Here is a 20,166-nt window from a genome sequence, read left to right on the forward strand (position 1 = left end):
CCGTGGGCCCCGGCGGCGCGGCGGGACCGCGACCGAGCGGGCCGACGCGACGGCGGTGGCGCCGGTCGTGGCGCCGGCCGCCGCGCTGGACTGGCACGCGGCGCCGCGGACCGGCCACGAACTGCTCGACCGGCTCCTCGACGCCGCCGACGCGCACGTGCTGCGCGCGAGCACCGACGGGCTCGGCGCCGACGCCGGCGGCCCGACGGGCGTCGCCGACCGCCGGGGCCACCAGGACCTGCTCGCCGCCGAGGACGCCCGGATGGCCGCGGCCGCCGCGCGGTGGGCTCCGCCCAGGTGAGCACTATCGGTCGCTATGGCGACCGATAGTGCTCACGAGGCGGGACGCCACCCCCGCAGCGGGAAGCCGGACCGGCCCTGGTCGTCGAGCTTGACGCCCAGCACCTGGTGGAGCTGGATGTTGTTGAGGTCGAAGCCCACCGCGCACGCCGGCATGTAGAGCTTCCACACCCGGGCGCTGCCCTCCCCCGCCTCGGCGACGCACTCGTCCCAGTTCGCCTCGAGGTTGGCGGTCCAGGCCTTGAGCGTCCTCGAGTAGTGCTCGCGCAGGTTCTCCTCGTGGCGGATCTCGAAGCCCGCCCCGTTCATCCGCGAGATCAGGTAGCCGATCGGCAGGAGCTCGCCGTCCGGGAAGACGTAGCGGTCGATGAACGGGTCGGCGTGTGCGCGGTGGTGGGCGTCGGGGCGGGTGATGCAGTGGTTGAGCAGTCGGCCGCCCGCCCGGAGCTTCGAGTACAGGAACGCGAAGTACGGCTTGAGCTGCGCACGCCCGATGTGCTCGGTGAGCCCGATCGAGGCGACGGCGTCGAACTCGGTCTCGGTGACGTCGCGGTAGTCGCCGTGGCGGATCTCCACGAGGTCGGACAGGCCGCGGCGCGCGACCTCCTTCTGCGCCCACAGCGCCTGGTCGCGCGAGAGCGTCACGCCCAGCGCCCGCACCCCGTGGTGCTCCGCGGCGTGCATCGACATCTGGCCCCAGCCGCACCCGACGTCGAGCAGGCGCATCCCGGGCCGGAGCGCGAGCTTGTCCGCGACCAGCGCGTGCTTCGCGAACTGCGCCTCCTCGAGGGTGGCCGTCTCGCTCGGGTAGGCCGCGCAGGTGTAGGCCATCGACGGCCCGAGCACCATCTCGTAGAAGCGGTTCGAGACGTCGTAGTGGTGCGCGATGGCCTCGGCGTCCCGGGACTTCGAGTGCATCCAGCCGTGCTGGCGGTGCTCCTGCGGCGGCGGGGCGAGATGGCGGTGGCGCAGCCGGATCGGGGCGAGGCGCAGCGCCATCTCGGCGAGGGTGCGCGCCGGGACGTCGGAGATCGTCAGCTCGCTCATCGCGGTCAGGGCGGTGTAGAGGTCGCCGTCCACGTCGAGGTGGCCGGAGACGAACGCCCGGGCCAGCCCCAGGCTGTTCGGCGAGCCGGCCAGGTAGGCCAGCGCGGTCTCGCTCCGCACGTCGACCTCGGCGACCGGGTCGCCGCCGGCGGGGCGCGAGACGCTGCCGTCGTAGGCCCGCACGGTGATCGGGGCGTCGGCCCCGAGCACCGGGCGGAACAGGTCGGCCACGGCTGGTGCGCTCATCGTTCCTCCTACGAATTCGTCACGCACTTGGTGTAGAGGTCCGGCAGGCGTCCGGCGGGGTCGTAGCGGGCCTTGAGCGCCCGGTAGGCCGCGCCGCCGTAGAGCGCGTCGAACTCCTCGCGGGTGTAGCTCGCCGTCGAGTACAGCGACTTGTGCCCGTCGAGCTCCATCAACTTCCGCTCGATCAGCCGGTTGTGGTGATCGCGCGCCATCCCCGGCCGCAGCAGGGCGTCGGACCAGAATCCGACGTTGACGTAGGTCCGGTGCGGCTCGAGGGGGTAGAGGGGCCAGGTGCGGTCGCCGCGCAGCTGCAGCGGGCAGACCCACACCGGGCTGATGCCGATCTCGCGGTGGAAGAAGTCCAGGAACTCCGCCAGGTGCTCCACCGGCACCTCGACGTCCTGGATGATCGGCTCGACGCCGCTCGCTCCCGTCGCGCGCATCTGGATGCGCTCGGAGATCCCGTAGCGGCGGTCGAGGGCGACCAGCCGGCGGTAGACGTCGCTGCGCCGGTAGCGGGCGGGCCACACGCGGCGTACCGCGGGGTGCTGCACGCCGAGGGCGCGGGAGCACCAGAACCAGTCGGTGTCCCAGCGCCAGAGGTAGTCGGCGATCGACAGGAAGTCGGTCGTCCGCTGCTGGATCGAGCGGTAGTAGATGCCCTGCCCGGTGTAGTCGGAGAGGTACGGGGCGTCGTCGACCATCCGGCCGAGCGTCAGGTACTGCTCTCCCGCGGAGAAGACGGTGCCGTCGAGGAAGTCGACGTGCTCGCCGTCGTGCGTGCGCTCGGCCGTGATCCGGGCCGTGGCCTCCGCCAGCGAGGCGGCGTCGGCGAACCGCAGGTGGCGCAGGGCGACGATCGGGCGCACCGGGGCGAGCTCGATGGTCAGGGCGACGGCGTAGCCGAGCGTGCCGTAGGAGTTGGCCAGGGCGGCGTGCAGGTCGGCGGCGTCGTTGTCCGGGGTCGCCCGGACGATCTCGCCTGCCCCGGTGAGCACGTCCGCGGCCAGCACCGACTCGTGCGGGAGCCCGTCGCGGAACGACGTCGACTCGATGCCGAGCCCGACGACCGCCCCGCCCAGGGTGATCGTCTTGAGCTGCGGGACGACGAGCGGCATCAGGCCGTGCGGCAGCGTCGCCGCGACCAGGTCCTCGTAGGTGGTCATCCCGCCGACGTCGGCGGTGCGCGCCACGGGATCGACGTGGAGCACGCGGTCGAGGCCGTCGACCTCGAGGCCGCCGGCACCGTCGCGGAAGCGGAAGAGGTTCGACGTCCGCTTGTGCAGCCGCACCGGCGCGTCGGCCGGGAGCGCGGCGAGCCGCGACCGGGCGGCGGCGACCGCCTGCTCGTGCGCCGTCGAGAACCCTGTCGTCGCATCCGCCCGGCTCACGGCCCGGAGACTATGCCTGGTATGCACCAGCGGCACCCGGCTCACCAGTGGGATCCTTCACGGTGAGCCGACACGAGGAGGGGCAGCGATGGGTGAGCTCCGGACCTACCGGGACAAACGGGACCCGGCGCGGACGCCCGAGCCGTTCGGTGACGTCGGCGCCGCGGACACCGACGCGGGCGGCCGGTTCGTCATCCAGGAGCACCACGCGCGGCGCCTGCACTACGACGTCCGCCTCGAGCGCGGCGGCGTGCTCGTGTGCTGGGCGGTGCCCAAGGGCCTGCCGGACGCGCCGGGGACGCCCCGCCTGGCCGTGCACACCGAGGACCACCCCCTCGAGTACCTCGACTTCCACGGCGAGATCCCGGCCGGCGAGTACGGCGGCGGGTCGATGACGATCCACGACGCGGGCACGTACGAGACCGAGAAGTGGACCGACGACGAGGTCGCGGTGACGCTGCGCGGGGAGCGCACCGACGGGCGGTTCGTGTTCTTCCGGCCGAAGCGGGACTCCGAGGAGAAGGACTGGCTCGTCACGCGCAAGGCCGAGGCGCGGGCCCGGCCCCCGCGGAACGTCCAGTCGCCCCGGGTGTCGGTCGGCGGCCGGGCGCTCAAGCTGTCGAACCTCGACAAGGAGCTCTACCCGGGCACCCCGAAGAACGTGGTGATCGACTACTACGCCCGCGTCGCCGACACCCTGCTCCCCCACCTCGCCGGACGGCCCCTGACGCTGCGCCGGTTCCCGGACGGCATCGACGGCGAGTCCTTCTACGAGAAGAACGCCGGCCGCAACGCGCCGGACTGGCTGCGCACGGTGGTCGTCCCGACGCCGGGTTCCTCGCGCGGGTCGGACTCCGCCCGCTTCGTCGTGGTGGAGGAGCTCGCGACGCTGGTCTACCTCGCGAACCTCGCGGTGCTCGAACTGCACGTCCCGCAGTGGCGCGTGGATGCCGGGGACGTCCCGCGGCCGCCCGACGAGCTCGTGTTCGACCTCGACCCCGGGCCGGGCACCGGGCTGCTCGAGTGCGCCCGCGTCGCGTGCCGCGTCCGCGACCGCCTGCACGACGACGGGCTCGTCCCCGTCGTGAAGACCAGCGGCTCCAAGGGCATGCAGATGACCGCGCCCGTGGTCGTGACCGATCCCGGCCGCACCTCGGAGTACGCGCGGGCGATCGCGCAGGAGCTCGCCCGCGAGACCCCCGACGCCGTGACGGCCGTGATGGCCAAGGACCGTCGGGGCGGGCGCGTGTTCATCGACTGGTCGCAGAACAACACGGCGAAGACCACGGTCGCCCCGTACTCGCTGCGGGCCCGCGCGGCCCACGGGGCGCCGACCGTGTCGACGCCGCTGACGTGGGACGAGGTGGAGACCGCCGACGACGCCGAGGCGCTCGTCTTCTCCCCCGCCGCGGTCCTGGACCGCATCGCCGCGCACGGCGACCTCTACTCGGGCGCGCTCGGGGACGGGGCGCCGCTGCCGGACTAGAGGCCGAGCGCTCCGGTGACGCCGCCGAGGGTGTTGCCGACGCCCTTGACCAGGCCGGTGACCGGGCCGTCCTGCTCCTGCCCGCTCCCGGACGAGCTCTTCCCCGACGAGCCGTTCCCGGAGGAGTTCCCCGAGGAGCCCGAGCCGCCCGATCCGGAGGAGCCCGACGAGGAGCTCGTCGGCTTCTTCGTCGGGGTCGCGCTGCGGCCCTCGTCGTCGTCGCTCGTGGTGGTCGTCGGCTTCGTGGTGGTGGGGGTGGCGGAGCGCGGCGTGACCGTGGTCGGCGCGGTCGTCGTCGGGCGCACCACGGCGGCGGGCTGCGGCACCGGCACGACGGCGGGTGCGGGCGCGGCCGCGGGGGCGCCGGGGGCGAACCCGGGCCCGCCGAGGATGCCCCCGGTCGTCGGGTCCGTCACGTCGGTGGCGCCGCGCCGCGTGGTCGTGCCGCCCTGCCCGCCGTCCAGCGCCTGCGGCGCGCCGGCGGTGAAGGTGTCGACCTTCGGCAGCGGGTCGTCCGAGCGGTCGTTGGCCACGGCGCTGATCGCCAGCGGCACCGCGGTGACGGCGGCGGCGACCGAGAGGGCGGCGACGCCCCAGCCGCGCAGCGGGGTGTCCGTCCCGGCGCGTCCCGCCCCGCGGCGGTGACGCGTGGTGACCGGCGGCGCGGGGGCGTCCGTGCCGGCCTCGTCGAGATGGCGCTGCGCCCACGACGGCAGGGCGGTGGTGGGTTCCCCCGAACCCCGTCCCACCGAGCGGCGGTGCCGCGAGCGCGTCATTCGTCCCCCGAGTCCGAACTCTCCGTCATCCGTGATGACGTCGGTGACACTACTCCATGTGTACGTATCCCCCCAAGGTGGCCAGGGAGTGACCACTGATCATCGTGCCGGGGTCGTGATCACGCCGTGTCACGACCGTGACGGACGACCGGCTGATCGACGGGCGCCCGCCCGACACGGACGGGCCCTCCCGACGCCACCCGCCGGTCGCCCCGGTCGGGCAGACTGCGGCGCGTGTTGCCGGCCGTGCGTTCCCACCCGTACCTCGCCGCCCCCCGACCCCGGGCGTTCGCCCACCGGGGCTGGCACGTCGGGGACCTCGCGGGCCTGGAGAACACGCTCGCCGCGTTCAGGCGGGCCCGCGAGGAGGGCTACGCCTACGTCGAGACCGACGTCCACGCGACCCGCGACGGCGTGCTCGTCGTCCACCACGACGCGACGCTGCGCCGCGTCGCCGGGCACCCCGGTGTGCTGCGCGCCCTCGACTGGGCCGACCTCGCCGACGTCCGGGTCCGCGGCCGGGAACGCCTCCCCCGCCTCGAGGAGGTGCTCGAGGCCGAGCCGGGGCTGCGGTTCAACGTCGACATCAAGTCGCCGGGCTCGCTGCGGCCGATGCTCGCGCTGCTCGAGCGCGACGACGTGGCGGAGCGGGTGGCCGTCGCGAGCACCGACGAGGGCCGGCTGCGCGCGGTGCGGCTGCGGTTCGGCGACCGGGTCGTGACGGGCGTGTCGGCCCGGGGGGCGCTGTCGTTGCGCACGCGGTCGGTCCTCCCGGGACCGCTCGCGCGGCGCGTCCCGGTCGGGGGTGACCTCGCGCAGCTGCCGACGCACGTCGGGGGGATCCCGGTGATCGACCCGACCAACGTCGCGGCGGCGCACGCCCTGGGCATCGAGGTCCACGTGTGGACGATCGACCGGGCCTCGGAGATGCAGCGGCTGCTCGACCTCGGCGTCGACGGCCTGATGACCGATCGTCCCGACGTGCTGCGCGACGTGCTGGCGGTCCGCGGGGAGTGGCACCCGGCCTGACTCCGGACGGGTGGGCCGCGACCCGATGGCGCCCACCGCGGTGTGACCTGCCCGGCACAGGGGTAACACGGACGTGAACACATCGATGTGTGCCAGGGGTCGCGAACCGTCGCCACGGGCCGGGCGTGAGACGGGTCACGACGACGTGTCCGACCGGTGTCGCGGGAACGAACACGCGGCGCCGGGCGTTGGGACCGGGGTCGCCCCCACGAGGGGCGACACGCACGCAGTCGAGGAAAGGACAGCACTCATGGCCGACCGCGTCCTCCGTGGAAGCCGCCTCGGAGCCGTCAGCTACGAGACCGACCGCGACCACGACCTCGCCCCCCGCCGTGCCTTCGCCTACCGCTGCCCCAAGGGCCACGACTTCGAGGTCCCGTTCTCCGACGACGCCGAGGCCCCCGTGACCTGGGAGTGCCGCCTCCACGGCGAGGAGGGCAAGCGGATCGACGGCACCGAGCCCGAGCAGAAGAAGGTCAAGCCGCCGCGCACCCACTGGGACATGCTGCTCGAGCGCCGCTCCGAGCCCGAGCTCCAGGAGCTCCTCGAGGAGCGCCTCGACCTGCTCAAGGAGCGCCGCGGCGCCTGATCGCGTCCCGCACGACCGACGACCCCGTCACCCTCCGGTGGCGGGGTCTCGTCGTCTCCGGGCGCGCGGGGTCAGGGCGGTCAGGGCGGTCAGACGGTCCCGCACCGCCCACGCCGTGATGCGCCACAGCGCCTCCCGGACCACCGCGCCGCTCATCTTCGAGGCGCCCGCGCTGCGTTCGGTGAACACGATCGGCACCTCGCGCACGGTGTAGCCGGCCCGCTGGACCCGGAACGCGAGGTCGACCTGGAAGCAGTAGCCCTGCGAGGACACGGGGCTGGCCGTGACCGCCGCGAGCACCTCGCGCCGGAAGAGCCGGAAGCCGCCGGTGACGTCCCGGACCGGGAGCCGCAGGGCCCGCCGCGAGTACACGTTGGCCGACCGGGACAGCGCGTTGCGGTACCAGGGCCAGTTCACGACCCGCCCGCCCGGCACGTAGCGCGACCCCAGGACGAGGTCGGCGCCCCCGGTGCGGGCGGCGGCGAGCAGGGACGGCAGGTCCTCGGGCGCGTGTGAGCCGTCGGCGTCCATCTGCACGATCCAGCCGACGTCGTCCGCCGCGTGGGTCGCCATGACGTGCGCGAACGCGTCGACGTAGGCGGCGCCCAGGCCCCGCTTGGGTCGGTGGTGCAGCACCGCGATCCGGTCGTCGCGCGCCGCGAGCCCGTCGGCCAGCTCGCCCGTGCCGTCGGGGCTGCCGTCGTCGACGACCAGGAGCCGCGCCCCCGGCACGGTGCCGAGCACCCGCTCGACGATGCCGGGGAGGTTCGCCCGCTCGTCGTAGGTCGGGACCACGACGAGGACGCCGCGACCGTCGGCGGCGGGCCCGACCCCTGCCGGCACCGGGATCTCCTGCGACCGCGACGCACTCATGCCGCCCCCTCCCGACGCCGTGCCACCACGCCCCCCACGACGACCGCCGCCACCCCGAGCCCGGCGAGCACCCACTCGGGGCCCGCACCGAGCCGGGTGGCCAGGGTAGTCGTGGTGCGCAGCGGGACGGTGTCGACCAGCACGCCCGGCGTGAAGAGTTCACCGGTCCGGTCCAGCACGGTGCCGTCCGGCGCGATGATCGCGCTCTGCCCGCTGGTCGCGGCGATCACGACGGCCCGGTCGTGCTCCACCGCGCGCAGCCGGCTCATCCCCTGCTGCTGGTAGGTCATGGTCGTGTAGCCGAACGTCGCGTTGTTCGTCGGCACCGTCAGCAGGTCCGCGCCCGCCGTCACCGCGTCGCGCACGTCGGCGTCGAACACCACCTCGTAGCAGGTGGCGACGCCGAGCCGGGCCGGACCGGCGTCGAGGACGGGCGGGCCGGTGCCGGGTTCGAAGTCGACGACGCGGGCGACGTCGCCGGAGAACAGCGAGGCGATGCCGCGGATGGGGATGTACTCCCCGAACGGCAGGAGGTGGCGCTTGACGTACTGGTCGGTGGGGCCGACCCGCGGGGTCCAGACGACCGCGGCGTTGCGCGGACCCTGCAGCACGGCCGTCCCCTCGGGGTTCGTGGTGCCGCGCAGCACCGCGCCGACGACGACGGGCACCCCGACCTCGTCGGTCACCGCCTGGATCTCGGCCCGGGCGTCCGGGTTGCGGAACGGGTCGATGTCCGAGGAGTTCTCGGGCCAGATCACCAGGTCCGGCCGCGCCACCTGGCCGGCGGCGACCCGTGCGGCCAGCAGCCGGGTCTCGCGGACGTGGTTGTCGAGCACGGCGCGGCGCTGGCTCGCGAAGTCCAGCCCGGCGCGGGGCACGTTGCCCTGCACCGCGGCCACGGTGATCGCCCGGTCCCCCGGCGCGCTCGCGGGGTGCGCCGGGACCGCGATCCCGACGACGGGCCCCACGAGGACCGCGACGAGCGCCCCGACCAGGGGCACGACCCGTCGTCGGGAACGGAGGGCCGCGACGAGGGCCCACAGCCCGGCGCCGGACAGCACCACCGCGAAGCTGACCAGCGGGGCCCCGCCGAGCGACGCCAGTTTCTCGTCGGCACCGCCCGCCTGGCCGAACGCGAGCTTCGACCACGGGAACCCGCCGAACGGCACCCGCTCGATGAGCGCCTCCCCCGCCACCCAGAGGCACGCGATCCACAGCGGGGCGCCGGGCAGGCGGGCGGCCAGCGGCACGAACGCGAGCGGGACGGCGGCGGCCAGCACCACCACGAGCAGGGCGAACAGCCAGACCGCGCCCACGTAGGTCCCGGTCCACGAGAGCAGCGGGTACTGGTAGGCGACGGCGCCGAGCGCGCCCCAGCCGAACGCGGCCCTCCAGGAGCGGTCGGCGACCGTGCCGACCAGCAGCGCGATGCCCAGCGGCGCGGCCCACCACCAGCCCAGCGGCGGGAACGACACGTAGAGGGCGAGGCCGGCGACGACCGCCGCGACGGCGCGCAGGAGCGTCCCCGCCCACCTCGAGCGCGGGGGGAACCCTCGTGCCGCCAGAGCGCTCGGATCCTCCCCTCGCGACCGGCGCGTCAGCACGACAGGAGCTCGTGGGGGCGGGTGTTGACCGCCTCGCACCCGTCCTCGGTGACCACGACGATGTCCTCGATCCGGGCGCCCCAGCGGCCCTCGAAGTAGATGCCCGGCTCGATGGAGAACGCCATGCCCGGCTCGAGGGTCAGCGCGTTGCCCGCGACGATGTAGGGCTCCTCGTGCACCTCGAGCCCGATGCCGTGCCCCGTGCGGTGCACGAAGTTCTCCCCGAACCCGGCGTCGCGGATGATCGCGCGGGCCGCCTCGTCGACGCTCTCCGCGGTGACGCCCGGCCGCGCCGCCGCGACCGCCGCCGCCTGGGCGCGCTGCAGCACCGCGTAGGCCTGCACGATCTCGTCGTCCGCCCCGCCCACGACGTAGGTGCGGGTGCAGTCGGAGTTGTAGCCCTCCGGGAGTGGCCCGCCGATGTCGACCACGACGACGTCGCCGTCCTCGATGACCCGGTCGGACACCTCGTGGTGCGGGCTCGCGCCGTTGGGGCCGGAGCCGACGATGACGAACGCCGCCTCGGCGTGCCCGGCCTCGACGATCGCGGCGGTGATGTCCGCGCCGACCTCGGCCTCGGTGCGCCCGGCCCGCAGCAGCCCCGGCACCTGCTCGTGGACGGCGTCGATCGCGGCGCCCGCCCGGCGCAGGTACTCGACCTCGGCGGGGTCCTTGCGCATCCGCAGCTCCCGCAGCACCGGCGTCGCGAGCTCCTGGGTGGCGAGCGGCAGCGCGTCGCGCAGGCCCAGGACGTGCAGTGCCGGCATGTCGGAGGCGACCGCGACCCGCTTGACCCCGTCCAGGCACGCCGCGACCAGGCCGTGCGGGTCCTCGCCGTCGACCCAGTCCAGGACGCGGATCCCGGCCCGGTCCACCCCGGTCCCGTCGAGCCCCGGCCGTTCGAGCCGCGGCACGACGAAGGCGGCCTCGTCCCGGGTGGGCAGCACCAGCGCGGACAGCCGCTCGTGGGAGTGCTTCACGACGCCCGCGAGGTACTGCAGGTCGGGCCCCGGCGTCACGACCAGGGCGTCGACGCCGACGTCCGCGGCGAGCCGACGCGCACGGTCGAGGCGGGCGGTGACCTGGTCAGCGGAACCCATGGACGCCACCTTAGGTAGTTCTCCCCTCCCCGGACACACGCCCCGGCGGCCAGGGTGTCTGCCATGACGACCCCCGGTGACCCCGCGGCCCTGCTCGAGCGCCTCGACGGGGAGCTCGCCGAGCTCGGCGCCCGCCTCTCCCGCGTCCGCTCCGACCTGGGGGTGCTCCGCGCGGCTCCCCCGACGACGGCCGGCCCCGCCCCGGTCCCCGGGTCCGGTCGCGGTCCCGTCCCCGCGTCGACCGCCGCCCCGCCCGCGGGCCTGGCGCCGTGGGCGCCCCCGGGCCCGGTGCCGCCCGCGCCGACGGCCCCGCCGGCACCCGCCCCGACGCCGACGCCGACGCCGGCCGGCGTGTGGGCGCCGCCGCCCGCCGCGGCCCCCTCCCCGCGGCTCCCCCGGCTCCCCCGGCTGCCCCGGCTGTCCGGTGCCCGCCTGCTCGCCGCCACCGGCGCCGGGGTGACCCTGCTCGGCGTCGTCCTGCTGCTCGTGCTCGCCGCCTCGCGCGGGTGGTTCGGCCCGGAGGCCCGTGTGGGGCTCGGCGCCCTGGTGGGCCTCGGGCTCCTCGGCGCCGGCCTCGTGCTGCAGCGGCGCCGGGCCGCCGAGGACGGCCCGAGTCCGACGGCCGACCCCGGGCCGGTCTCCCTCGCCGCCACCGGCATCACCGCGCTCTACCTCACCGTGGCCGCCGCGACCTCGTTGTACGACCTCGTCCCCGCCGTCGTCGGCGTGGTGCTCGCCCTGTTCGTGGCCGGCGGCGGTCTGGTGCTCGCCGACCGCTGGCAGCGGCGCGACCTCGCCCTCGGCGTCGTGATCGGCGTCGACCTGCTGCTCCCCGCGGTGGTCGACGCGGCCGGGGCGCTGCTCGTCGTGCTCCTCGTCGTGGTCGCCGCCGCCACGGTCCCCGTCGCCGCCCGCCGCACCTGGCCCGTGCTGGTCGCCGTGTCCACCGCCGTCGCGGCCCTCGTCGCCCTCATCAGCGCCGGCGCCGTCGGCGTCGCCGGCGCGTCCACGGTCGGGGTCGCACTCGCCGTCGCCGCGCTGCTCGTCGTCGGGGTCGCCGCCGCGCTCGTGCTGGTGTCCGTGCCGGGTGCCGCCGCGGCGAGCACCGCCGTCGCCGGGCTCGCGCTCGCCGTGCCGGTCCTCCCGCTGCTCGCCGTCGCGCCGTCCCTCGACCGTCCGTGGGGCGCGGTCCTCGACGTCGCCGCGATCCTGATGCTCCTCGGTGCCGCCGTGCCGACCGACCGCGGGTCCCGCCGCGTGCCCGCCACCCCCGCGGTCGCCGTCACCGCGATCGCCGCCGCCGCGGTCGTCGCGCTGCAGGCCGTGCCGCTCGCGCTCACCGGCGCCGCCCAGGGCGGGGTCCTGCTCGCCGCCGCCGCGGTGCTGGCGGTGCTCGCGGCCCGGACCGGCCGGAGGGTCGTGCTCGTCGTCGCGGCCGCGTTCGGCGTCGTGGGCGGTGTGCTCGCGCTGGTCCGGGACCTCCCGCTCGACGTCGTCGTGGACGGCGACGTCCGGTCGACCGGCACCCTCCTCTCGATGACCGCGGTCGGGGTCCTGCTGGCCGCCGCCTGCGGCGCGCTCCTGTACGCCGTCGCCCGGGCGGACCTGCTCGGCGGGCGCGACCGGACGGCCGTCGTCGTCGGCCTGCTCGGCGTCGTCGGGCTCTACGGGGCGGCGGGCGTGGTCGTCACGGTCGCGCTGGCCGTGGCGCCGAACCGCACCGGGTTCCTCACCGGGCACGTGCTCGTGACGATCTCCTGGACCGCGCTCGCGCTGGTGCTGCTCGTGCGCGGGGTGGGCGCGGTGCTCCCCCGGGTGCTGGGCGGCGTCCTCGTCGTCGCCGCGGTGGCGAAGCTGATCCTCTTCGACCTGACGGCCCTCGACGGCCTCGCCCGGGTGATCGTCTTCCTCGGGGCGGGGCTCGTGCTGCTGGTGGCCGGCACCCGCTACGCCCGGCTGGTGACGTCCGCGGAGGCCGACCCTGGCACGCTTGCGCACCATGACGGAGACGCGGCCCGGCGGAGCTCGACCCGGCAGGGCTGAGGGGCCCGTGCTGCTGCTGGACTCGGCCAGCCTGTGGTTCCGCGCCTTCTACGGGGTGCCGTCGTCGATCACCGCCGACGACGGCACGCCCGTGAACGCGATCCGCGGCTTCTGCGACATGGTCGCCCGCCTCGTCCGCGCCCGGCAGCCCTCGGCCGTCGTGGCCTGCCTCGACCGCGACTGGCGTCCGGCGTTCCGCGTGCGCGCCCTGCCGTCGTACAAGGCCCACCGGGTCGACACCTCGTCCGGCATCGACCCGTCCGACCCGACCGTCGGCGGCGGTCCCGACGCCGAGGCCGCCCCGCCGGAGCTCGGCGTCCAGGTCCCGGTGATCCTCGACGTCCTCGCCGCCGCCGGCATCCCGACGGCGGGGGCGGAGGGCTTCGAGGCCGACGACGTCATCGGCACCCTCGCGTCCGGCGAGGCGACCCGGTCGGTCGAGGTGGTGACCGGCGATCGCGACCTGCTGCAGCTCGTCCGGGACGAGCCCACCCCGGTCCGGATCGTCTACATCGCGCGTGGGGTGTCGAAGTACGAGGTCTACGGCCCGGAGGAGGTCGCGGCGAAGTACGCCGTGCCGCTCGGCCGGGCCGGCGACGGCTACGCCGAGATGGCGATGCTGCGCGGCGACCCCTCCGACGGGCTGCCCGGCGTCCCGGGGGTGGGCGAGAAGACGGCGTCGCAGGTGGTGTCGAAGTTCGACTCGTGGGCCGAACTGATCACCGCGGTGGTGGACGGCGGTGACGCGCGGCTCTCCTCCGCCGTGCGCCAGAAGCTCGTCAAGGCCGCGCCGTACCTCACGGTCGCCCCGGAGGTGGTGCTCGTGGCCAAGGACGCGCCCATCGACTGGACCGGGTCCGAGCGCTCCCTGCCCCACGAGCCGGCCGACCCCGACGCGTTGGCCGCCCTCGCCGAGCGCTGGAGCCTCACGGGCTCGGTCGACCGGCTGACGTCCGCCCTGGCCGGCCGGGACGCGTAGGCGCGCTCAGCCCGTGTCACGCGGGTGCCGGCGCCGCACCATCGGCGGCGCGGCGGCGTACCAGGCCTCGCCGACCAGTTCCGCGAGCTCGTCCGCGGCGATGCGCCCGAGGTGGACCAGGACGCTCGCGTGGCCGTCGAAGTGCGGCGTCGTGAAGTACACGCCGTCCTCGGCGACGAGGGCCTCCTTCGCGCCGAGGTCGGGCACGCGGGCGCCGAGCACCGGGCCCGGCTGTTCGGCCCACCCGAGGTCGGCCAGGTCGCGCCGGCGCAGCGGCCGTTCCCAGACGAACGCCTTCCCCTTCACCGTCCACGACGTGGTGGCGCCGTACGAGGACCGCTCCCCGGTCTCCGGCAGGGCCAGGGCGAGTCGCCGCACGTCCTCCCACGTCGCCATGCGTGCCGACCCTAGCGCTCCCCGGTGGCGGCGGAGCGTCGTTGCCGGCGCCCGACGACAGCAACGACGCTGTCCTGTCGTCCGGGACGAGAGCCCTAGCGCGGCTGGCCGACCTCGTAGGTGCCGGCGTCGTCGACCACGTCCACGGGGATCCGCATCGGGCGCCCGTCGACCGTGCCCGTGCAGGTGAAGGTCGTGCCGGGCCGCACGCGCTCGTCGTCGGGACAGGAGACCCCGCCGACCTGGCGCTTCCAGTCGCGGGTGACCACGTCGGTGACGCCGCGCTCGAGCGCCGCCCGGTCGAGGACGTCGTACCGCGCGAACCGCGGCCCGACCAGGAACGCGAGGAGTGCGACCACCACCAGCGCGAGCACGACGACGGCCAGGACGACGCCGAGCACGATCCGGCGGGTCCGGCGGCGGCGCGCCGGGTCGGGCGGCGGGGCCGACGGGGGCGGCGCCCAGCCGGGTGCCGTCTGCTGCCACGGACCGCCCCGGAACCCCGGCGGCCACGCGGCGGCGGGCGTCGGCTCGGGGACCGGGCCCGTCGTCCGCGCCGGGACGGCCTCCCCCGGCCCGGGCACGGTCGTGCCCGACGGCGGGGTCGCGTCGGCGTCCGCGGCGGGGTGGGCGTCGTCGGCCCACCGCACGCCGGAGGAGCGCGCCGGAACGGCCTGCTCGTCCGACACGGAGGACGCCGACGGGGTGGATGACGACTCCGACGACGGTGCGGGGTGCTCCGCCTCCGGCGGGGCCGGGGCGTCCCCGGATCCCCGGGCCGACGACTCCCCCGCCGTGTTGGTCACGCCGCTCACACTCTCACGGCGTGGAGAGGATCAGGCCTCCCCCACCGCCACCACACCCCGACGGATGGCGCGCCCGGCCTCCGCGGCCGCCCGCCCCACCGGGTCCTCGCTGCCGCACACCGCGCGGATCTGGTCGAGCAGGTCGAGCACCTGCCGGCACCAGCGCACGAAGTCGCCCGCCGAGAGCTCCAGCCCGTGCGCGCGGGCGGAGGACAGCACCACCGACAGCGCGTCGCCGCGTGCCCACCGGTGCACCGGCCACGCGAAGCCCAGGTCGGGCTCCCGGGTGCGGTCGAGGTGGTGCCGGCGCTCGTCGGCGACGAGGTCGGTCCACAGCTGCGCCGTGGCCGTGACCGCGGCCTCGACGGAGTCGGGCACCCGCGGGATGCCGCCGTCGTCGCGCCGCGAGTCGTAGACCAGCGACGACGCCACGGCGGCGAGCTCGGCGGGCTTCAGCCCGACCCACACCCCGTGGCGCAGGCACTCGGCCACCAGCAGGTCCGACTCGCCCCACAGCCGGGACAGGCGGTGCCCCGCGGGCGTCAGGTCCTGCTCCCCCGCGGACCCCTCCAGGTAGCCCCGCTCGCCGAGCAGACCCCGGATGCGGTCGAACGTGCGGGCCAGCGAGTGGGTCGTCGACCGGACCCGCTGCTCGAGCTGCTCGGTCTCCCGGGTCAGCCGCGCGTGCCGCTCGGCCCAGCGCGCGCGGTCCTCGCGGTCCGCCCGCCCGTGGCACGGGTGGGAGCGCACCGCGCGGCGCAGCGACGCGAGCTCCGGGTCCTCGGACCCGGCACCGGCACCGCCCCGTCGTCGGGACCGCCCCGGGTTCTCGATCCCGGTCTCCCGCAGCGCGTTGGCGAGGTCGCGGCGGACCCGCGGTTCCTTGTGGTCCACCCGCTTCGGCAGCTTCATCGAGCCCAGGGGGCTCACCGGGTCGGGGAAGTCGGCGACCGAGAGCCGCCCGGCCCACCGGTCCTCGGTGAGCACCAGCGGTCGGGGCTGCATCCCGCGGCCGGAGCGGTCCACGCCCGGGTCGAGCACGACGGCGAGCCCGGCGCGCTTGCCCGACGGCACCGCGATGACGTCGCCGCGCCCCAGCGCCTCCAGCGAGGCCGTCGCCTCCGCCTTCTGCTCCGACCGGCCCTGCCGCGCGAGCTGCTTCTCCCGCTCGGAGAGCCGTCGCCGCAGGTCCATGTACTCGGCGAACGCCTCGGCGGACGCCCCCGCGGCGTCGTCGGAGCCCTCGGAGGCGCCCGCGCCGCCGCCCATCGCCTCGGCGTAGCCCTCGAGGGCCTCCCGGTTGCGCTCGACGCGCTTGGCCAGGTGGACCACCGAGCGGTCGGCCTGGAACTGGGCGAACGACTGCTCGAGCAGCTCCCGGGCCTCGACGACGCCGACCCGGTCGACGAGGTTGACGGCCATGTTGTAGCCCGGCCGGAAGGACGAGCGCAGCGGATAGGTGCGGGTGGACGCGAGTCCGGCGACCTGCGCCGGGTCCATCCCCGGGGCCCACAGCACCACCGCGTGGCCCTCGACGTCGATCCCGCGCCGGCCCGCACGCCCGGTGAGCTGCGTGTACTCGCCCGGGGTCAGCTCGACGTGGGACTCGCCGTTGTACTTGACGAGCTTCTCCAGCACGACGGTGCGCGCCGGCATGTTGATGCCCAGCGCCAGGGTCTCCGTGGCGAACACCGCGCGCACCAGGCCCTGGACGAACAGCTCCTCGACGGTCTCCTTGAACGCCGGGAGCATGCCCGCGTGGTGGGCCGCGACCCCGCGCTCGAGCCCCTCGCGCCACTCCCAGTAGCCGAGCACGTCGAGGTCGGCGTCGGGCAGGGCGGCGCAGCGGCGGTCGACGATCGCGCGGATGCGGTCGACCTCGTCGCGGTCGGTCAGCCGCAGCCCCGACCGCACGCACTGGGTCACGGCGGCGTCGCAGCCGGCGCGGCTGAAGATGAACGTGATGGCCGGGAGCAGCCCCGCCGCGTCGAGCCGTTCGATGACGTCGACGCGCGACGGCGGCCGGTAGCCCGGTCCGCCCGCGCGACCGTTGCGGCCCGGACCGGACCCGCGGTCGTCCCGACGACGCCCGTCGCGTCCGCCGCGCGGTGGCGGCCCGGACCGGCCGCGACGGTGCCCGGGGCCGTCCCGGTCGACCTCGGCGACGGCCTTGGCCAGCGTCGGGTCGACCTTGACGCGGTGGTCGCCGTTGCCGCGGGACTCCTCGGCGAACAGGTCGAACATCCGCGACCCGACCACCATGTGCTGCCACAGCGGCACCGGGCGGGTCTCGTCGACGACGACGGTGGTGTCGCCGCGGACCTCGACCAGCCAGTCGCCGAACTCCTCGGCGTTGGACACCGTCGCGGACAGCGACGCGAGCTGCACGTGGTCGGGCAGGTGGAGGATGACCTCCTCCCACACGGCGCCGCGGAAGCGGTCGGCGAGGTAGTGCACCTCGTCCATCACCACGTAGGCGAGACCGTCGAGGGCCGGGGAGTCGGCGTAGAGCATGTTGCGCAGCACCTCGGTCGTCATCACGACGACGGGGGCGGACCCGTTGACGGCGGTGTCGCCGGTCAGCAGACCGACGGCGTCCGCGCCGTGCCGGGCGGCGAGGTCGGCGTACTTCTGGTTCGACAACGCCTTGATCGGCGTCGTGTAGAAGCACTTCTGACCTCGCGCGAGCGCGAGATGGACGGCGAACTCACCGACGACGGTCTTCCCGGCGCCGGTGGGTGCGCAGACGAGCACACCGTGTCCCTCCTCCAGCGCGAGGCAGGCGCGCCGCTGGAAGTCGTCGAGCTCGAAGCTCAGGGACGTGACGAAGGTGCCGAGCTCGGGGTGCGCCGCGCGGGTGCGCGCTGCGGCGTAGGCCTCGGCGGGAGAGCGGGCCACCCCCCCACCGTGTCACACATCGGTGGGGGCGCGCTGCGGAAGCCGACTCAGTCGGCCCGGCGGGCCTCGTCGGGAACCGTCTCACGCGGCTTCTCGACGGCGGGTGCGTCGACGCGGGAGGCCTCGACCGGCTTCGGGGCGGGGGTCTCGGAGGCGCCGGAGCCCTTGGCGCGCTCGTCGTCCTCCTTCATGCCCCGGGTCTCGGCCTTGAAGATGCGCATCGACTGCCCGAGGCCGCGGGCCATGTCGGGGAGCTTCTTGGCGCTGAAGAGCAGCACGACGCCGACGATGGCGACGATGATCCATTCGCTCACGGGAGAGCTCCTTCCGTCCTCCCGTCCGACTGTACCGGGGACGAATCCGGCGCTCGCCGCTGCTCCATCCGGACGCGCACCGCGGCCGTCCGGGCGCGCAGCAGACCGAGGCGGTCGGCGACCAGCGCACCGAACGCGGACGAGACGGTCGTGGTGCGCCGCAGCGTGCGCAGCAGGCCCCCGACCAGCAGGGCGAGGACCACGAGGGCCACGACGACGGCGACGATGCTCCACACGATGGGACCGACCACGGCCGGACCCTAGCCTGACCGCGCCCTCCCCGTCGCTGCGCTCGCCCTAGCCGACGCCGTACGCCGCCAGCGCCTCGCGCGCCCGGTCCGCGCGCTCGGCGGCGAGCTCGGGCGGCCAGAGCACCTCGACGGTCTCGCCGAGGCCCAGCAGGAGCCGCACCATCCACGCGCGGTCGCCGTAGCGCATGCGGACCCGGGCGGAGCCGTCCTCGTCGGCGACGACGTCCTCCATCGGGTAGTACTCCGCCACCCAGCGGGCCTCCGGAGCGAGGCGCAGCGCGGCGAGCTGGCGGCCTGCGTCGGGGGCCAGCAACCCGGTGGCGTCGGCCGGGACCTCGCGCGGCTCGGCGTCCGCGGGCGGCCGGGCGGGCTCGTCGAGGATCTCGGCGTCGTCCACCCGGTCGAGCCGGAACATGCGCACGCCCTCGGCCCGCCGGCACCACGCCTCGAGGTAGGTCGACCCGTCGACCATCATCAGCCGCATCGGGTCGACGTCGCGGCGCCCGACCGCGTCGCGCGAGGCCGAGTAGTAGGTCAGGCGCAGCGCGCGGTGCCGGGCGACGGCGTCGCGCACGGTCGCCTCGGCGCGGGCGTTGCCCGGCGTGCGCCCCATCCCGACGGCGACGGTCCCGGCCGAGGGGTCGTCGCTCCGGCCCGAGGCCTGCTCGATCTTCGCGAGGGCCCGCTGCACGGCGTCCGTGTCGACGACCCCGGGCGCGTCGGCGAGCGCGCGCAGCGCGACCGCGAGGGTGGCCGCCTCGGGCCCGGAGAGCCGCAGCGGGCGGGAGAGCCCGGCGTCGTAGACCACCGTCACGGTGTCGCCCTCGAAGGACAGGTCGACCAGGTCCCCCGGTCCGTAGCCGGGCAGCCCGCACATCCAGAGCAGCTCGAGGTCGCGGCGCAGCTGGGCCTCGGTGATGCCGAACTCGGCGGCCGCCTCCGCGACCGGTACCCCGGGCCGGGCGAGCAGCCACGGCACCAGCGTGAGCAGGCGCGGCAGGCGCTCGGCGACGCCCTCGGCGCTCACGAGGGCACCTCGGTGAGGGCGTCCGCGCTCGCCCGCAGCGTCGCGACGACGGCGTCGCGCAGCTCCGGCGGCTCCAGCACCACCGCGTCCGGGCCGTGTCCCGCGATCCAGCGGGCCAGCGACTCGAGGCGCGCGAGGTCCAGCTCGACGACGTCGGGGTCGCCCTGCGGGTCGGGTCGCCCGGCGCGCCGCAGGCCGGCCGCGCGCCCGGGGGCGAGCCGCACCCGCGCCGTGCCCGACGGCGGGGGTGGTCCGGCCGAGCGGGCGACCAGGTCGACCAGGTCGATGCCCTCGGGCCGGGTCACCGCGCCACGCGGACCGACCGGGGTCACCTCGCCCTCGATGCGCGAGATGCGGAAGCAGCGGACGTCGTCGCGGTCCCGGTCGTGCCCGACGAGGTACCAGCGGCCGCGGTAGGACACGACGCCCCACGGCTCGACCGTGCGGTCCCGGGCCGGGGCGGCGGGGTGGCCACGGTGGGCGAACCGCACCGCGCGCCCGGCCCGGGCGGCGGCGAGCAGCGGGGCGAACGCGGGCTCCGTGGTCCGCACCCGTGGCTGCACCTCGGAGGCCGCCGTCGGGTCGACCTCGACGCCCGCGGCGCGCAGCTTCGTCACCGCGGTGCGGGCCGCCCCGGCGAGCTGGGGCGAGTCCCAGAGCCGGGCCGCGAGGGCCACGGCGGTCGCCTCGTCGGGCGCGAGGTCGATGGCGGCGAGCTCGTAGTCGCCGCGGGCGATCCGGTAGCCGTCGACCGTGTCGAAGATCGACTGCTTGCCGGTCTCCAGCGGGATGCCGAGCTCGCGCAGTTCGGCCTTGTCCCGCTCGAGCATGCGGTAGAACGCCTCGTCGGTCGCGGCCTCCTCGTAGCCCGCGACCGTGGTGCGGATGCGCTCGGCGGTGAGGAACTGCCGGGTCGAGAGCAGGGCCAGCACCAGGTTCACGAGACGCTCGGCGCGAGCGGTCGGGGCGGCGGGCACGCCTGAGAGGGTACGTCCGCCGCTCGATCTTGTG

18 protein-coding genes are annotated in these 20,166 nt (G+C 75.7%); 5 read left to right on the top strand and 13 right to left on the bottom strand.

Annotated features, from left to right (window positions below; translation table 11 throughout):
- Positions 1–333: 333 nt before the first annotated feature.
- Both LN037_RS09945 and LN037_RS09950 read right to left on the bottom strand, forming a co-directional pair.
- On the bottom strand, positions 334–1,593 hold the full coding sequence (locus tag LN037_RS09945) for an SAM-dependent methyltransferase (RefSeq protein WP_230751783.1): 1,260 nt from the start codon (positions 1,591–1,593) through the stop codon (positions 334–336).
- 8 nt (positions 1,594–1,601) lie between these two features.
- Positions 1,602–2,984 carry an FAD-binding oxidoreductase gene (locus LN037_RS09950; protein WP_230751784.1) on the bottom strand — a complete coding sequence of 461 codons (1,383 nt, stop codon included), beginning with the start codon at positions 2,982–2,984 and terminating at the stop codon, positions 1,602–1,604.
- Between the two features lie 88 nt (positions 2,985–3,072).
- Between LN037_RS09950 and ligD the strand changes: the two genes are divergently transcribed.
- Positions 3,073–4,470 (top strand): non-homologous end-joining DNA ligase, encoded by a 1,398-nt coding sequence (gene ligD, locus LN037_RS09955; RefSeq protein WP_230751785.1) that lies wholly within the window; start codon positions 3,073–3,075, stop codon positions 4,468–4,470.
- On the opposite strand, the gene LN037_RS09960 is transcribed toward ligD, so the two are convergent.
- Positions 4,467–5,219, bottom strand: a complete 753-nt coding sequence (locus tag LN037_RS09960; RefSeq protein ID WP_230751786.1) for a hypothetical protein — start codon at positions 5,217–5,219, stop codon at positions 4,467–4,469. The two genes, ligD and LN037_RS09960, sit on opposite strands and share 4 nt — an antisense overlap.
- Positions 5,220–5,480: 261 nt before the next feature.
- On the opposite strand from LN037_RS09960, the gene LN037_RS09965 reads away from it, so the two are divergent.
- Positions 5,481–6,275 carry a glycerophosphodiester phosphodiesterase family protein gene (locus LN037_RS09965; RefSeq protein WP_230751787.1) on the top strand — a complete coding sequence of 265 codons (795 nt, stop codon included), beginning with the start codon at positions 5,481–5,483 and terminating at the stop codon, positions 6,273–6,275.
- Between the two features lie 250 nt (positions 6,276–6,525).
- Positions 6,526–6,864, top strand: a complete 339-nt coding sequence (locus tag LN037_RS09970; protein WP_018333474.1) for an RNA polymerase-binding protein RbpA — start codon at positions 6,526–6,528, stop codon at positions 6,862–6,864.
- A gap of 27 nt (positions 6,865–6,891) precedes the next feature.
- On the opposite strand, the gene LN037_RS09975 is transcribed toward LN037_RS09970, so the two are convergent.
- Genes LN037_RS09975 through LN037_RS09985 form a run of 3 tightly spaced genes read right to left on the bottom strand, consistent with a single transcriptional unit; the run spans position 6,892 to position 10,441 of the window.
- Positions 6,892–7,737: a polyprenol monophosphomannose synthase gene (locus LN037_RS09975; protein WP_230751788.1), complete on the bottom strand. Its 846-nt coding sequence runs from the start codon at positions 7,735–7,737 to the stop codon at positions 6,892–6,894.
- Complete coding sequence (gene lnt, locus LN037_RS09980; protein WP_230751789.1) at positions 7,734–9,341, bottom strand: apolipoprotein N-acyltransferase; 1,608 nt, start codon at positions 9,339–9,341, stop codon at positions 7,734–7,736. The genes LN037_RS09975 and lnt overlap by 4 nt, the downstream gene beginning before the upstream one ends.
- The gene (locus tag LN037_RS09985; RefSeq protein WP_230751790.1) at positions 9,335–10,441 is read right to left on the bottom strand and encodes a M24 family metallopeptidase; all 1,107 of its coding nucleotides are present in this window, start codon (positions 10,439–10,441) and stop codon (positions 9,335–9,337) included. The genes lnt and LN037_RS09985 overlap by 7 nt, the downstream gene beginning before the upstream one ends.
- Positions 10,442–10,504: 63 nt before the next feature.
- On the opposite strand from LN037_RS09985, the gene LN037_RS09990 reads away from it, so the two are divergent.
- Entirely contained in the window at positions 10,505–12,484 is a 1,980-nt protein-coding gene (locus LN037_RS09990) for a DUF2339 domain-containing protein (RefSeq protein WP_230751791.1), read from the top strand.
- Positions 12,441–13,463: a 5'-3' exonuclease gene (locus LN037_RS09995; RefSeq protein ID WP_230751792.1), complete on the top strand. Its 1,023-nt coding sequence runs from the start codon at positions 12,441–12,443 to the stop codon at positions 13,461–13,463. Before LN037_RS09990 ends, LN037_RS09995 begins: the two co-directional genes overlap by 44 nt.
- A gap of 6 nt (positions 13,464–13,469) precedes the next feature.
- Here LN037_RS09995 and LN037_RS10000 read toward each other — a convergent pair whose 3' ends face one another.
- The 7 genes from LN037_RS10000 to LN037_RS10030 form a co-directional block, all read right to left on the bottom strand.
- Positions 13,470–13,859 carry an MmcQ/YjbR family DNA-binding protein gene (locus tag LN037_RS10000; RefSeq protein ID WP_230751793.1) on the bottom strand — a complete coding sequence of 130 codons (390 nt, stop codon included), beginning with the start codon at positions 13,857–13,859 and terminating at the stop codon, positions 13,470–13,472.
- 95 nt (positions 13,860–13,954) lie between these two features.
- A complete protein-coding gene (locus tag LN037_RS33505) occupies positions 13,955–14,665 on the bottom strand; it encodes a DUF4333 domain-containing protein (protein WP_230751794.1) in 711 nt (236 codons plus the stop codon).
- A gap of 30 nt (positions 14,666–14,695) precedes the next feature.
- Positions 14,696–17,563, bottom strand: coding sequence for a DEAD/DEAH box helicase (locus tag LN037_RS10010; protein WP_230751795.1), 2,868 nt, complete (start codon positions 17,561–17,563; stop codon positions 14,696–14,698).
- Between the two features lie 47 nt (positions 17,564–17,610).
- Entirely contained in the window at positions 17,611–17,877 is a 267-nt protein-coding gene (gene tatA, locus LN037_RS10015) for a Sec-independent protein translocase subunit TatA (RefSeq protein ID WP_308286133.1), read from the bottom strand.
- Complete coding sequence (locus tag LN037_RS10020) at positions 17,874–18,128, bottom strand: hypothetical protein (RefSeq protein WP_230751796.1); 255 nt, start codon at positions 18,126–18,128, stop codon at positions 17,874–17,876. Before LN037_RS10020 ends, tatA begins: the two co-directional genes overlap by 4 nt.
- Positions 18,129–18,174: 46 nt before the next feature.
- The gene (locus LN037_RS10025) at positions 18,175–19,155 is read right to left on the bottom strand and encodes a helix-turn-helix transcriptional regulator (protein WP_230751797.1); all 981 of its coding nucleotides are present in this window, start codon (positions 19,153–19,155) and stop codon (positions 18,175–18,177) included.
- Positions 19,152–20,132: a helix-turn-helix transcriptional regulator gene (locus LN037_RS10030; RefSeq protein ID WP_230751798.1), complete on the bottom strand. Its 981-nt coding sequence runs from the start codon at positions 20,130–20,132 to the stop codon at positions 19,152–19,154. The genes LN037_RS10025 and LN037_RS10030 overlap by 4 nt, the downstream gene beginning before the upstream one ends.
- Positions 20,133–20,166 lie beyond the last annotated feature (34 nt).

The organism is Actinomycetospora soli, assembly GCF_021026295.1.
GTDB classification, from domain to species: Bacteria; Actinomycetota; Actinomycetes; order Mycobacteriales; family Pseudonocardiaceae; genus Actinomycetospora; species Actinomycetospora soli.